Genomic DNA, 14,601 nt, shown 5'->3' on the forward strand with positions numbered 1-14,601 from the left:
ATGTTTTTTTGAATGAAAAGAAAAATATAAAAATTTTTATAAAAATACGTTTTAGAGATTAAATATTTACCTGTATTTTTCCTATACTGGAAAATAAGTGAGAGATTGGCAGAAGGGTGTAGCATGGTATAATACATATAGAACTAGAAGGTGACAAGGGGCTATTGTAGATGATGAGTAAGTATGAACAAATTTATACAGCAATCAGCAAGTCTATTGATAATAAACAATTAAAAGAGGGATGCAAAATCCCATCAGAAACTGAATTAATGAAACAGTATGAAGCGAGCCGTGGTACTGTAAGAAAAGCAGTGGATTTATTACAAGAACGTGGATATGTTCAAAAAATACACGGAAAAGGTGTTTTTGTTTTAAAGCGTAAAAACATTGAATTCAACTTTGGTGGCATTGTAAGTTTCCAAGAAGAAAATGAACGTTTAGGGCGCCATTGTATTACAGAAGTCGTGGAAATGGAGAAAATAAAAGCGACAAAAGAGATTGCAAAGCTATTAAATGTGAAAGAGAAAACAGAAGTAGATCATATTAAACGCGTACGAAATATTGATGGAGAAAAAGTAATTTTGGATATTAATCATTTTGTATCAGAACATATCCCTGGATTAACGAGTGAAATTGCAGGAGGATCCATTTATAAATATATTGAGAAAGAACTAGGTCTTCCTATTAGTTACTCACAGAGGGTAATTGAAGTGCAACCATGTACAGAGGACGATAGAAAGTATTTAGATTTAAATGGAACAGACTATGTTGTTGTCGTGAAAAACTTTACGCATTTTTATGATGGAAGTCAGTTCGAATATACAGAATCACGTCACCGCTTAGATATTTTTCATTTTTCGGATGTGGCGCGGAGAAAATAAGGAGATGGAACGAAATGTTTCATCTCTTTTTTTTATAAAAAAATCACAAACTTATATATACGAGTGTTGACTAACTTATATATACGAGTTAATATGTAATTGTAAACGGTATCAAAAAAAGAAAAGAGGGACGGGAATATGGGGAAAGACTATCGTAAAACAGCAGAGGAAGTGTTGCAGTATATTGGTGGGAAAGACAATATTGAACAAGCTGCGCACTGTGTAACGAGACTCCGTATCGCTTTAAAAGATGAAAGTAAAATAGATAACGATAAATTGCAGTCTGTTTCATTAGTAAAGGGAGCGTTTCATAACGCTGGGGTATTTCAAATTGTAATTGGTCCAGGAGATGTTGATCGAGTATATGCTGAATTGATAACGCTTGCAGGGATGAAGGGAGCGACAGTAGCTGACGTAAAAGATTCCGGAAACCAAAAGTTAAATCCAGCTCAAAAGTTTGTAAAAGTATTTTCAGATGTATTTATGCCGATATTACCAGCAATCGTAACAGCTGGTTTACTAATGGGTATTAACAATCTATTAGGCGCAAAGGACTTATTTTTTGATGGGAAAAATTTATTAGATGTGTATCCAAACTTAGGTGGGCTTTGGGATTTAATTAATATGATGGCCAATACAGCATTCGTATTCTTACCGGCACTTGTCGGGTGGTCAGCAACGAAGCGTTTTGGTGGTAGTCCAATACTAGGGATTGTTATGGGATTAATGCTTGTGCACCCAGCCTTATTAAATGCCTGGGACTATGGAAAAGCAGCGACTGGTTTAGATGGTCAAAAGATTGAGTACTTCAATATTTTAGGACTGTTCCAAATTGAGAAGGTAGGATATCAAGGACAAATTTTACCTGTTTTAGTAGCAGCATTTGTATTAAGTAAAGTAGAAATCTTTTTAAAGAAACATATACCAAATGCAATTCAATTATTAGTTGTACCAATTACAACAATTGTTGTGACAGGTGTATTAGCATTAGGAATTATCGGTCCGGTTACACGTCATATTGGAGATTTATTAACAGTAGGATTAGTAGGTGTATATGAAACAGTACCAGTAGTTGGAGCAGTATTATTTGGAGCATTGTATGCACCACTTGTAATTACAGGTATGCATCATATGTTTATTGCTATCGATTTACAATTAATTGCACAACACGGTGGTACATTCATTTGGCCAATGATTGCTCTTTCTAACATTGCGCAAGGTAGTGCGGCACTTGCGATGTTCTGGATTTCTAAAAATCAAAATGATAAAAGTATGGCATCGACATCAGCAATCTCGGCATATTTCGGTATCACAGAGCCAGCTATGTTTGGTGTAAACTTACGAAATAAATTCCCGTTCTATGCAGCGATTATCGGATCGGCTGTGGCGGCGATATTCATTACATTAAATGGTGTATTAGCACCTGCTATCGGAATTGGTGGATTACCAGCATTTATTTCTATCATTCCGAAATCGATTCCAATGTTTATTGTAGGAATGGTTATCGCAGTTGTCATCCCATTCACGTTAACGTGGTTATTTGCAAAAAGAGTAAAACAGAAGTAGGAGGAAGTTAAACATGAAGGATTGGCATAAAAGTGTAGTTTATCAAATTTATCCGAAGAGCTTTAATAGCTATTACAATAAAGAAACCGGTGATATAAAAGGGGTTACAGAAAAACTAGATTACTTAAAAGAACTCGGAGTAGATTATATTTGGTTAACACCGATATACCAATCGCCACAAAATGATAATGGATACGATGTAAGTGATTACTACAATATTGATCCATCTTACGGAACGATGGAAGAGTTTGAAGAGCTTTTAGAAGAAGCAAAAGCACGTAACATTGAAATTATGCTTGATATCGTTGTAAATCATAGTTCGACGGAGCATAAGTGGTTTAAAGAAGCGAAGGAAGATAAAAATAGTCCATATCGTAATTACTATATTTGGCGTGATGAAAAAAATAATTGGCAATCTAAGTTTGGTGGGTCTGCTTGGAAATATGATGAGAAGACAGAGCAATATTATTTACATCTATTTGATGAGACACAAGCAGATTTAAACTGGGAAAATGAAAAACTTCGTGAAGAAGTATATGATATGATGCGCTTTTGGCTTGATAAAGGGGTAACTGGATTCCGATTAGATGTTATTAATTTAATTTCAAAAGATCAACAGTTTTTAAATGATAATGGAAGTACGGCGACAAGCGATGGCCGTAAATATTATACAGATGGCCCGCGTGTGCATGAATATTTACAAGAAATGAACCGAAATGTTTTTGAAGGGAAAGATGTAATTACAGTTGGAGAAATGTCATCTACGACAATTGATAATTGTATTAAATATTCAAACCCTGAGCGTAATGAATTAAGTATGACGTTTAGTTTCCATCATTTAAAAGTTGATTATCCGAATGGTGATAAGTGGACGAAGGCTGATTTTGATTTCATTAAATTAAAAGAGATTATGTCTAATTGGCAAATTGAAATGCAAAAGGGCGGGGGATGGAATGCGTTATTCTGGTGTAATCATGACCAGCCTCGTATTGTGTCACGCTTTGGTGATGATAAAGAGTACCGAAATGAATCTGCGAAAATGTTAGCGACAGCTATGCATATGTTGCAGGGGACACCTTACATTTATCAAGGTGAAGAAATCGGTATGACGAATCCTAAATTCGAGTCTATTGAGCAATATCGCGATGTAGAATCGTTAAATATATACGATATAAAGCTGGAAGAAGGATTATCAAAAGAAGAGATTATTGGGATTTTAAAACAAAAATCTCGTGACAACTCCCGAACTCCAATGCAGTGGAATGAAGAGGTGAACAGTGGTTTTACGACAAGTACACCTTGGATTTCGGTGGCTGAAAACTTTAAAGAAATAAATGTAGAGAAGGCACTAGAAGATAAAGAGTCTGTATTTTATCATTATAAAAAGTTAATCGAACTTCGAAAAACGTATAATGTAATTACAGAAGGAGAATATGCTATTTTGGATGAAAATGATCCTAAAATTTGGGCATATACTCGTACTACAGAGAGTGAAGTGCTACTTGTTATCAATAACTTCTATAGAGAAGAAATAACGTATTCTGTACCAGCTCATGTTCAATTAGATGGAATGAAACAAGAAGTACTTCTGTCGAATTATAAAGATTCCAGTAAGGATATTGCAAAACTTAACTTAAGACCATACGAATCAATTGTATATCGATATACGAAATAAAAGGTTGTATGCCTGCGTGGCATACAACCTTTTATTTTCAACCTTTTATTTTCAACCTTTTATTTTCAACCTTTTATTTTAAGACACCACTATACAAAATATTTACGTCTACTTCTGGTTTAAACTTTACTTTTGCATAATCTTTATTCCATTTTTTTTTCTTCCATAAATCAGGGTGATACGCGATAAGGTGTCTACCAATCCCAAAAGCATCACAATTTGCCTTTTGTAGTTTATTTGTTATTTTTTTCGCTTCTTTTGTAAGTTGCTTCGATAATTCTTTATTTAGCTTTTTTCTTTCATCCATTTTATAAAGGTTATCTCTTGGAGCTTCAAGCGCTATAACTTTTAACTGAAGCTTAATATGAGCATAAACATTTCCTTTTTTATCTGTTGTTATTTTTAAATCTCGTTTTAATTTCCGATTGCTCACTTCCATTGTTAAATAGTCAGATGTCTTCTCGGATTCATCGCTAGTAAGTTTTTGAGTTATACGGGCACTTGTTCCCATTTTTCCGGTTAATAACACGAATAAAACAGATTGTTTCAAAGGTAAATGTCCAGTTAATTTATCATTGTTAAATAAAGCTAATCCGTTTGTAATTACTTCCTTTCCTTTTATTTTTATAGAAGGGAGGGTAAAGTCCTTACCGGGATCTAACATTTTTGTAGCAGCTGTCTCTAAAGTTTCTTTTGGAAATACACTCATATCTTCTAAGCTTTTCACTTTTTTCTTTAGAAAATCTCCAATTAGTAAATTTCCTACTTTCTTTTTTTCTAGTATCTCGGATGTTTCACCATCTACTGCAATAAGTTTTACTAAAGCAGTTGGGTTTGTTGGGTCCCGAAAGCTGACATCTAAATAGGGTAGTACACCTTTTTTTAGAATTTTGGTTCCTAGTAATTGAACACCATATTTGAAATAACGAATATTTCCCGTTACATTTTTTTTCAGTGCATCGCTCGTATCTCTTATGTTATGCCCGGTTGCAGAATGTATTTCATTCTCGAATGAAGCTTGTTCTCCGCTTGAACTTTTTACGAGCTCAATTGTTTGCTGGAGTTTATTCTCTTCCGTAATATCAGATCCAATACTATAAGCTAACCTTGCTTCTCTTAATGGTTCTTGATCCCAGCAGCCAGAAAGGAATGCACTAGTACATAATATAAAAAGTAGTTTAACTCTTTTTTTGAACATACTGTTCTCCTTTCTTATTTCTTATTACTGAATAAAGTAGAAATAAAAGAGGGAGGACAACGATGAAAATATAGGTGAACTTATCAGTGAAAGTTGCAATTACTTTTAATTCTTCAGGTGTATCGATAAATAAAGCTACACTAAAGGCAATAATACCAACGATTGGGACAGCCTTTTTATGATTAGCAAGATTGAATATATGTCCAATTCCTATAGAAGCAGCGCAGTAATAACTAGCGATAGAAGCTACAACTGTTATCATCCAAATTGGTATGAATAGTAAATCAGTTCGGTCTATAATCCCGATATGCAAGGAGCGTAATAAGTAAGCGACTGGTTCTGGAATAAGCTCAATTTGTTTTGGACTAAATACGATAAAGCAAATCCAAACAGTAAAAGCATAAAAAAGGGTTACAAATCCGTTAGCGATAGAAATTGCTTTTAGTTTGGCTACAGAACTCCCGTTTACTTTTGGGAAAGCGATAAGAATAATTTCAAAACCATACATAGCTGTAATTGTTTCTTTTGATGCTTGAATAATATTCCACCATCCGGCTTCTGTAATTGGAAAAATATAAGAAAAATCAGCTCGTGAAAACCCTAGTGCAATTAAAAGAGCCATGGGCAAAATGAGAATAGAAGCCATGACATAAAATCGTACGATAACTTTAAACGTATTATAGGCTATATAGCAGCAAGCTATCGTAAATAGTAAGAGAATTGCGTACCAAGGGGTCGCTTGCAAAACCCATACTTTAATGACATTACAAGCGTTTAACATAACCGTCATACCGATAAGAGTAAAATAAAAAACATAAGCAAAGCCTAATAGTTTTCCAAACGTATTACCAAATAGCATACAAACACTTTCATACATATCTGCATCAGGAAATCGTTTTAAGAAAAGCCACATAAGTAAAATAATAAGCTGAATTGCAAGCCCAGCGATGAGAGCGGAAATCCATCCACCACCTTTTGCTATCGGATGAAGACGGTTCGGTAGAGAGAGTATACCGACCCCAATTTGGCATTGAATAACGAAAAAGGTAAATTGAACAAGTGAAATTTTACTTTGCGTGTTTGTCACCGTCCTCCTCCTCTCTCGTTACATGTTGTCGTTGCATTTTTTTCGGTTTTGGATCATGTGGTCGTTCCCAAAATGACCAAATTGGTAGTCTTACAAAAGAATCTTTCATATCTTTAATCCGCATTGGTGCAACAGGAGAAAGATATGGTGTATGAAATGAATGTAGCTGACACAAATGAACGAAAGTTATAATGAGACCGAATGATATTCCTACATATCCAAATATGGCAGCAAGGAGCATTAATGGAAAACGAAGAATTCGAACAGCTGAACTCATATCGTTTGATGGAACGAGAAAAGATGAGATTGCAGTTAAAGCTACAACGATAATCATCGTATAAGAAACAAGTCCAGCTTTTACAATTGCATCACCAATTACTAAACCGCCTACAATACCGATTGTTTGTCCAACTCGGCTCGGCAAGCGAATACCAGCTTCCCGTAATAACTCGAAAATTAGCTCCATTAAGAGAGCTTCAAAAATAGGAGGAAGTGGTACTTTCTCTAATGAAGCTTTAATTGTATACACAAGTTCAAGCGGCAATACATCAGGATGAAAGGCTACGGTTGCGATATATATAGCTGGTAAGAGAAAAGCAATCAAGAAACTCACTAAGCGAATCATTCGGACGAAAGAACCGACAATCCAGCGGTTATTATAATCGTCTGGTGATTGATAGAAGGCAAATAACGTAACAGGAACGATAAGCGCTGTTGGATCTCCATCAGATAAAATAGCAACTCGTCCTTCCATTAAATTTGCTGCGACTCTATCTGGACGCTCTGTATTTAATTGCTGCGGAAATGGTGAGAAAGACGTATCCTCTATAAATTCTTGTATATATCCTGGAGGCATAAGTGCATCCGTTTTAATCGTTTCTAATCTTCTTTTCACTTCTGTAACTAAATCGTCATTCGCGATGTTTTGCATATAAGCAATTGCCACTTTCGTGTGCATTTCTTCACCAAGTGTGAAATATTTAACGACGATATTTGGGCTTTTTATGAGCTTACGGATCGAAGTTAAATTAGTTGCTAAATCTTCTACAAAACCAGTATGTGGACCGCGCACAATTCCTTCATTATCAGGCTCAGCTATATCTCTCTTTAAAGATAAAGCTGTTTCGAAAATACAAAAACTGTCGACTTGTTCATGAAAATATAATGATTTGCCTTGTAATAAAAGTTGCACACCGTAATTTAAATTTGTTTCTTTCTTCATACTTAATGTGGCAAAAGCTTTATCTAAAGACAAATCCGACCGAGTTAATAAAGGCTCAAGAGCTAATTGGTGAATCAAATTTGGGTCTGCTAAAGATTCGATATATAAAATTGTTCCTTTTCCGTTTTGAAAAGGGAGATCTAATTTTTTTATATCGTCTGAGTGACAGAGCTTATTTTCGATATAATTAATGTTTTCCGGAAGTGATGGAAACATATGCTTTTGGCCCGTACTCTCTTGTTGTTCTTTTTGCTCTGTCATAATTTCCACCTCTTTTAGATAAAGTTACTCCTGTTAATTTTTGCTTTTTGTGAGAAATTTATGCTTGGATTATTTTTGACAAAGTAGCTTGAAAGTTACGTTACGTCATCTTTTATACTATAGAAAATAGGATATAGGGGATGATATAAATGACTTTGAGGTATATGTGGGGATGGAAAGAAGTTTTATATTTATTTATGTTTGTATTTGTTATTGTTCCAGTAACTGTCGAATCCCTTTTTTATAAATATATTTTAGAAGTAATAGGTAACTCACTATATGCTGGAGTATTAATGGGCTTTATAATGGCAGTGATATTTACTACTGTAGTTTATCTTTTTTGTATCAAAAGATATAAACTCTCGTGGAAAGATATTGGAATTCGGAAGCTTTCATGGAAAGATCTTTTATGGACAGTTGGAGCGGTTATTTTCTTAATTGTAGCTAGTATTGCTGTATTAGTGATAATGGAGAAAATGGGTATTTCCTTTGAAAATAGTAAAACGGAGACGGTCCAAAATGATAAATCAATCTATTCATTCTGTATCGCCGTAATTGGAGCAGCAATTATATCACCAATCTATGAAGAGATTTTATATCGAGGTGTTTTTTATACATTTTTTCGTAATAGATATGGCATATGGAGCGGTATGTTTATTAGTTCCATAATATTTACCGTTGTCCATATCCCTACATATAACACATTACCGGTGAATTTTTTGAGTGGAGTAGTATTTGCATGGTTATATGAGAAAACAAATTCTATTTTATCAGCTATGATTGCACACGTATTATTCAATTTCATAGCAGTACTTTTAACATTTATGTCGAATTAAGAAGATATATAGGAGGGATACATATGGAAATAGCTGTAGAACGTGTTTTTACGAAAGAGATTGTAAAAAGAGCAGCGAGTTTGTTTCATGTAACAGTGGAAGAAAAGCCACTTGGAGATTTTGAGAATTATATTTTTAAGGCAAAGGGTGATCGTGGTGAAGATTACGTATTGCGTTTAACCCACTCTTCTCATCGTTCTAAAAAAGAAGTCGAAGCTGAGCTAGATTTTTTACGATATGTTGCGGAGAATGGGGCAAAGGTAGCAGGACCTCTTTATTCAACGTCTCGAAATCTCGTAGAAGAAATCGTAGCAGAGGATGGGACTTTCTTTTTTGCTTCTTTATTTACATATGCAAAAGGTGAGCAAGTAAAAGGAGCGGAATCGTCTTATTGGGGAGACGCTTACTTTGAAGCATGGGGAAAAGCGATTGGACAACTGCATCGCCTTACAATGGATTATCCTAAAACAGACTACCGTGATACGTGGGAAGAAGATGAGAGTGGGATTGTTAATGAATTAGAAAATGATCAAGTGAAAAAGATCGCTGCGGTATTAATGGATGAGATAAAGGCCCTTCCAATTGAAAGAGAAACGTTCGGCCTTATGCATGGGGATATTCATCCAGGCAATTTTCATTATGATGGTAAAGAGCTAACGATCTTTGATTTTGATGATGCGGCTTATAATTACTTTATACATGATTTAGCGATGGTTCTTTATTACTCTGTTCTATTTACACCGTGGACAGCGGAAGAGAAGACAGATTTTGCTCGTAAACAGCTACAAGTGTTACGGAAAGGCTATGAGTATGAGCACAGACTGGCGGATAGTTGGTATGAATCATTACCACTATTTTTACGTTTGCGTGACATAGGTCTATACGGCACACTCCAAAAGAAGTTTAAGGGGAAAGATATGCCAGATAACTTCCAAAAATTATGTGAAGAGTTATATGAAAGAATTATAAGCGAAGAATCAATTGTGAATATATAATACATTTTGTTCAAAACAAAGTATACAAAATAAATGTATACTTTGTTTTTTTATACAAAAATATGTTTGTTTTATTAAAATAATATTGTCATAGGTTCGGTATACACTTATAATTTTTATATATTCTGAATATTCTTGATAAAAAGGAGGAGGAATATTGGAAGCTTTCGTAAATTGGTTAAATAATATTGTTTGGAGTCCAGCACTTGTTTATTTATGTTTAGGAGCAGGTTTATATTTTTCTATTCGAACGAGGTTTTTACAAGTAAGGCATGTAGGAGAAATGGTGAAGCTGACATTTAAAGGAGAAAAATCAGAGGCTGGTGTTTCTTCATTCCAAGCGTTAGCACTTTCGTTATCAGGGCGCGTTGGGACAGGGAATATCGCTGGGGTAGCTACAGCGGTTGCCTTCGGTGGACCAGGGGCTGTATTTTGGATGTGGGCAGTAGCCTTTTTAGGAGCAGGGTCAGCTTATGTAGAATCAACACTCGCACAAATATATAAGACGAAACATCAAGGACAGTTTCGCGGTGGACCTGCTTATTACATTGAAAAAGGTTTAGGGGTTAAATGGTATGCATTAGTATTCGTTGCAGCGACAATTCTTGCAACGGGGCTTTTACTACCAGGTGTGCAAGCAAATAGTATTGCTGTAAGTTTAGAAACGGCTTTTGGAATTAACACTTCATTATCAGGTGCTTTATTAGTAGTCGTATTAGCTCTTATCATTTTCGGTGGAGTAAAGCGAATTGTTAACGTAGCGCAAGTTGTCGTACCGTTTATGGCTGTTGGGTATATTTTAGTAGCTTGTGTTATTGTCGCTATGAATATTGAAAAACTGCCAGAAGCATTTATGTTAATTATAAGAAGTGCGTTTGCATTAGAAGCAGCATTTGGTGGTATTATCGGTTTAGCAATTTCTTGGGGAGTAAAACGTGGTATTTATTCTAATGAAGCAGGGCAAGGAACTGGACCACATGCAGCAGCAGCAGCGGAAGTATCACATCCAGCTAAGCAAGGCTTAGTGCAAGCATTTTCCGTTTACATTGATACATTATTTGTTTGTTCAGCAACAGCATTTATGATGATTATTACAGGCATGTATAACGTATTTGATGCAAGCGGAAAAAACTTTATCGTAAATAAATTAAATGGTGCACAGCCAGGACCGGGATATACACAGGCAGCAGTAGAATCTGTTTTCCCTGGATTTGGAAACGGTTTCGTTGCAATCTCGTTACTATTCTTTGCATTTACAACAATTATGGCGTATTACTACATTGCAGAAACGAATATCGCGTACTTAAACCGTGATAAAGACCGCCCTTGGTTGTCTATGGTACTAAAATTTGTCTTTTTAGGTGCTGTATTCTACGGCTGTATAAAAACAGCAGCAACGGCTTGGGCTTTAGGTGATATCGGTGTAGGAATTATGGCATGGGTAAATATCATTGCGATTTTATTGTTACAAAAACCTGCATTAGTTGCATTAAAGGATTATGAAAAGCAGAAGAAAGAAGGAAAAGATCCAGTATTCGATCCAGGGCCATTAGGAATTAAAAATGCTGATTTCTGGGAACATGAATACGGAAAAGATAAGAAAGAAGAAGTATCTTAATGGAATAGAAATGAAAAAGCAAAGGGGAAATCCCTTTGCTTTTTTTATGGACAAAATGAGGCTGTAAGTTATTTTTTTGCCTATTTTTGAATATAAAAAGAATGTACATGCTTTGTTAGGGGAAGGGGGGAGTATGTTGATAGAGTTTCGTAACGTAAATAAATATTATGGCAACTTTCAAGTGTTAAAAGATATTAATGTGCAAGTGAAGAAAGGTGAAGTGGTAGTAGTTGTTGGGCCTTCAGGATCAGGAAAAAGCACGTTGCTTCGTTGTATAAATCAGCTAGAGACAATTACAGATGGAGAGTTAATTGTACAAAATACAGAGGTACACAATGCAAAAACAGATATGAATGAATTACGCCGAAATATTGGGATGGTCTTTCAGCATTTTTATTTATATCCACATAAAACGGTTCTTCAAAATATTACACTAGCACCTATTAAAGTAAATAAAATTTCAAAAGAGGAAGCAGAAAAAACAGCGATGTTTTATTTAGAGAAAGTAGGAATTCCAGAGAAGGCTAACGTATATCCACATCAATTATCTGGTGGACAACAGCAAAGGGTGGCAATTGCTAGAGGACTTGCGATGCAGCCGGAAATTATGCTATTTGATGAGCCTACGTCTGCTCTTGATCCAGAGATGATCGGGGAAGTACTTGATGTTATGAAAAAGCTAGCTAAAGAAGGGATGACGATGGTCGTTGTCACGCATGAAATGGGATTTGCACGAGAAGTAGCTGATCGGATTTTATTTATGGATGATGGCAAGATCATTGAGGATACAACACCGGCGCAATTTTTTGCGAGCCCTGAACAAGAAAGAGCACGTTTATTTTTAAGTCGAGTGTTAAATCATTAAAGGAGGAATTTTATGCTTAAAATGAAAAAGTTGTTTACGTTAATCGTATTTTCATGTTTATTCGTACTTGTCGTTGCTGGATGCGGAAGTAAAAAAGATGAGGCGAAAGAAACGAATACGAAGCAAGGCGGGGCTGTTGAGCAAATTAAGAAGCGCGGGAAATTAGTAGTTGGGGTGAAGAATGATACGAACTTATTTGGATTGAAAAACCCTTCAACAGGGCAGGTAGAAGGATTTGATGTTGATGTTGCAAAGGCGCTTGCGAAAAAAATTCTTGGAGATGAAAAGAAATTAGAATTAAAAGAGGTAACGTCTAAAACACGTATTCCACTCCTGAAAAATGGTGACATTGATGCAATTATCGCCACGATGACAATTACAGAAGAACGTAAAAAAGAGGTCGATTTTTCAGATGTATACTTTAAAGCAGGGCAATCGTTACTCGTGAAAAAAGGAAGCGATATTAAAAGTATTGATGATGTGAAAAAGGGCGTAAAAGTGTTAGCAGTAAAAGGTTCAACATCGACAAATAACATTCGCCAAAAATCACCGGAAGCGACTGTATTAGAATTTGAAAATTACAGTGAGGCGTTTACAGCGTTAAAAGCAGGAAAAGGTGATGTGTTAACGACAGATAATGCAATTCTTTACGGTATGGCAAAACAAGATTCGAATTATGAAGTTGTCGGGAAAATTTTTACGGATGAGCCGTACGGAATTGCAGTGCAAAAAGGTGCAGATGATTTAACGAAAGAGATTAATAGCTTGATAAAAGATATGAAGGCGAATGGGGAATACGATAAACTGTATGAAAAATGGATTGGACAAAAACCAGAAAAGTAGATAGTAAGAGTGAGAGGATGAGAGTACTCATCCTCTTCTTGTAAAGAAAGAGGGGAGAGTATGTGCCTGATTTTTCTATATTAACGAATAACATGGATATGTATTTAGAAGGCTTTAAGTATACAGTTATGTCTAGTGTACTTGCATTAATAGGAAGCTTTATTTTAGGAGTAATTTTGGCGGTAATGCGTATTGCACCGATTCGTATTTTAAATTGGTTGGGAGCTGCTATTGTAGAATTTGTAAGAAATATTCCGCTCGTATTAATTGCCTTTATATTTTATTTCGCTTTACCTGTAGTAGGAATTACTTTAAATGGTTTTGTAGCAGGAACAGTTACGCTTACGGTATATACTGCAGCGTTTATTGCGGAAGTCATTCGCGCTGGTATTTTATCAGTCGCGAAAGGCCAAATGGAGGCAGCACGTTCTTCAGGATTGACGTATACGCAAGCGATGTACCATGTCGTTTTACCCCAAGCGATGAAAATTGTAATCCCTCCTCTAGGAAACCAATTTCTCAACTTAGTAAAAAACTCTTCCATACTCGGAATTATCGCTGGAGCTGATTTAATGTATCAAGGAGACTTAATTTCAACGAAGACATTTGTTACGTTCGATGTGTATATATTTGTCGGAATGTTTTATTTAATATTAACAATTCCGCTCAGTATGCTAGTGCGTTATTTAGAAAAACGCTTAGCAAAGGAGGCGGTGTAAATGGATTTTAAGGGAGCAATAACAGGTGATCATATTCTATTTTTATTAAAAGGATTACTTATAACGCTAGAGGTAGCACTCATAGCAATTGTACTTAGTTTTATTATTGGTAGTGTAATAGGGATATTGCGCTACATGAAAATCCCTATCGTCTCACAAATATTAGGAATTATCGTTGAAGTAATTCGAAACTTACCACTACTTTTAATTATATTTTTCACGTATTTTGCACTTCCAGAAGCAGGCTTGAAATTAGAAATTATAACAGCTGTAATTGTTGCTTTAACAATATTTGAAGCAGCAATGATATCTGAAATTGTTCGAAGTGGCCTATTATCTATTGAGAAAGGACAGATTGAGGCTGCAAGATCTTCAGGGTTAACGTATGTGCAAGCGCTTTGGCATATTATTTTACCGCAAGCATTAAGAAGAATGGTTCCGCCGCTTGTTAGTCAGTTTATTTCATTGCTGAAAGATACAGCATTAGCGGTTGTTATATCACTGCCAGAGCTTATGCATAATGCTCAAATTATTAGCGGACAAAATGTAAATTATATGATTCCAACGTTTATAGTAGTAGCTTGTATGTACTTTATTGTAAACTATAGTTTATCAATTTTATCCAGAAGGTTAGAACTTCATTAACCCTTACAATATATGTAAGGGTTTTTTCCTTGTTTATCCTTATTTTCCTCTAATTAGAATCTAAACTTCACGATAATTCGATTTTTTATATTATTTTATCAGAAAAGTTTTAATTTTATATAGAAAATGTAATCGCTTTCGTGTATATTTTTATTATCAGAAAATTTTAACAAGATATAGGGGTATTGGT

At 35.2% G+C, this 14,601-nt stretch carries 13 protein-coding genes; 10 read left to right on the top strand and 3 right to left on the bottom strand.

The window, feature by feature from the left end:
- The first annotated feature begins 170 nt into the window (after positions 1-170).
- The 3 genes from treR (at position 171) to treC (ending at position 4,122) form a co-directional block, all read left to right on the top strand.
- Positions 171-881, top strand: coding sequence for a trehalose operon repressor (gene treR, locus MR147_RS20185; RefSeq protein WP_074607411.1), 711 nt, complete (start codon positions 171-173; stop codon positions 879-881).
- Between the two features lie 138 nt (positions 882-1,019).
- A complete protein-coding gene (gene treP, locus MR147_RS20190) occupies positions 1,020-2,447 on the top strand; it encodes a PTS system trehalose-specific EIIBC component (protein ID WP_074607410.1) in 1,428 nt (475 codons plus the stop codon).
- A gap of 13 nt (positions 2,448-2,460) precedes the next feature.
- On the top strand, positions 2,461-4,122 hold the full coding sequence (treC, locus tag MR147_RS20195) for an alpha,alpha-phosphotrehalase (RefSeq protein ID WP_074607408.1): 1,662 nt from the start codon (positions 2,461-2,463) through the stop codon (positions 4,120-4,122).
- Between the two features lie 73 nt (positions 4,123-4,195).
- On the opposite strand, the gene gerKC is transcribed toward treC, so the two are convergent.
- From gerKC to gerKA, 3 genes are read right to left on the bottom strand one after another with little or no spacing between them, the layout of a single operon-like run.
- A complete protein-coding gene (gerKC, locus tag MR147_RS20200) occupies positions 4,196-5,320 on the bottom strand; it encodes a spore germination protein GerKC (protein WP_000474029.1) in 1,125 nt (374 codons plus the stop codon).
- The gene (locus MR147_RS20205) at positions 5,301-6,407 is read right to left on the bottom strand and encodes a GerAB/ArcD/ProY family transporter (RefSeq protein WP_074607406.1); all 1,107 of its coding nucleotides are present in this window, start codon (positions 6,405-6,407) and stop codon (positions 5,301-5,303) included. Before MR147_RS20205 ends, gerKC begins: the two co-directional genes overlap by 20 nt.
- A complete protein-coding gene (gene gerKA, locus MR147_RS20210) occupies positions 6,388-7,890 on the bottom strand; it encodes a spore germination protein GerKA (RefSeq protein ID WP_074607403.1) in 1,503 nt (500 codons plus the stop codon). The genes MR147_RS20205 and gerKA overlap by 20 nt, the downstream gene beginning before the upstream one ends.
- A gap of 149 nt (positions 7,891-8,039) precedes the next feature.
- On the opposite strand from gerKA, the gene MR147_RS20215 reads away from it, so the two are divergent.
- From MR147_RS20215 to MR147_RS20245, 7 genes are all read left to right on the top strand, one after another.
- Positions 8,040-8,726, top strand: coding sequence for a CPBP family intramembrane glutamic endopeptidase (locus MR147_RS20215; protein ID WP_074607401.1), 687 nt, complete (start codon positions 8,040-8,042; stop codon positions 8,724-8,726).
- Positions 8,727-8,749: 23 nt separating this feature from the next.
- Positions 8,750-9,721, top strand: coding sequence for a phosphotransferase enzyme family protein (locus tag MR147_RS20220; RefSeq protein ID WP_074607399.1), 972 nt, complete (start codon positions 8,750-8,752; stop codon positions 9,719-9,721).
- Between the two features lie 157 nt (positions 9,722-9,878).
- Positions 9,879-11,339 carry an alanine/glycine:cation symporter family protein gene (locus MR147_RS20225; protein WP_000387150.1) on the top strand — a complete coding sequence of 487 codons (1,461 nt, stop codon included), beginning with the start codon at positions 9,879-9,881 and terminating at the stop codon, positions 11,337-11,339.
- A 70-nt stretch (positions 11,340-11,409) separates the two neighbouring features.
- Positions 11,410-12,204: an amino acid ABC transporter ATP-binding protein gene (locus MR147_RS20230; RefSeq protein WP_270795597.1), complete on the top strand. Its 795-nt coding sequence runs from the start codon at positions 11,410-11,412 to the stop codon at positions 12,202-12,204.
- 12 nt (positions 12,205-12,216) lie between these two features.
- Positions 12,217-13,047 carry a glutamine ABC transporter substrate-binding protein GlnH gene (gene glnH / locus MR147_RS20235; RefSeq protein WP_000916480.1) on the top strand — a complete coding sequence of 277 codons (831 nt, stop codon included), beginning with the start codon at positions 12,217-12,219 and terminating at the stop codon, positions 13,045-13,047.
- Between the two features lie 62 nt (positions 13,048-13,109).
- The gene (locus MR147_RS20240; RefSeq protein ID WP_074607396.1) at positions 13,110-13,766 is read left to right on the top strand and encodes an amino acid ABC transporter permease; all 657 of its coding nucleotides are present in this window, start codon (positions 13,110-13,112) and stop codon (positions 13,764-13,766) included.
- Positions 13,767-14,411 carry an amino acid ABC transporter permease gene (locus MR147_RS20245; protein ID WP_074607394.1) on the top strand — a complete coding sequence of 215 codons (645 nt, stop codon included), beginning with the start codon at positions 13,767-13,769 and terminating at the stop codon, positions 14,409-14,411.
- Positions 14,412-14,601: the final 190 nt, after the last annotated feature.

The organism is Bacillus cereus group sp. BfR-BA-01350, from assembly GCF_022663775.1.
Taxonomy (GTDB): domain Bacteria; phylum Bacillota; class Bacilli; order Bacillales; family Bacillaceae_G; genus Bacillus_A; species Bacillus_A paranthracis.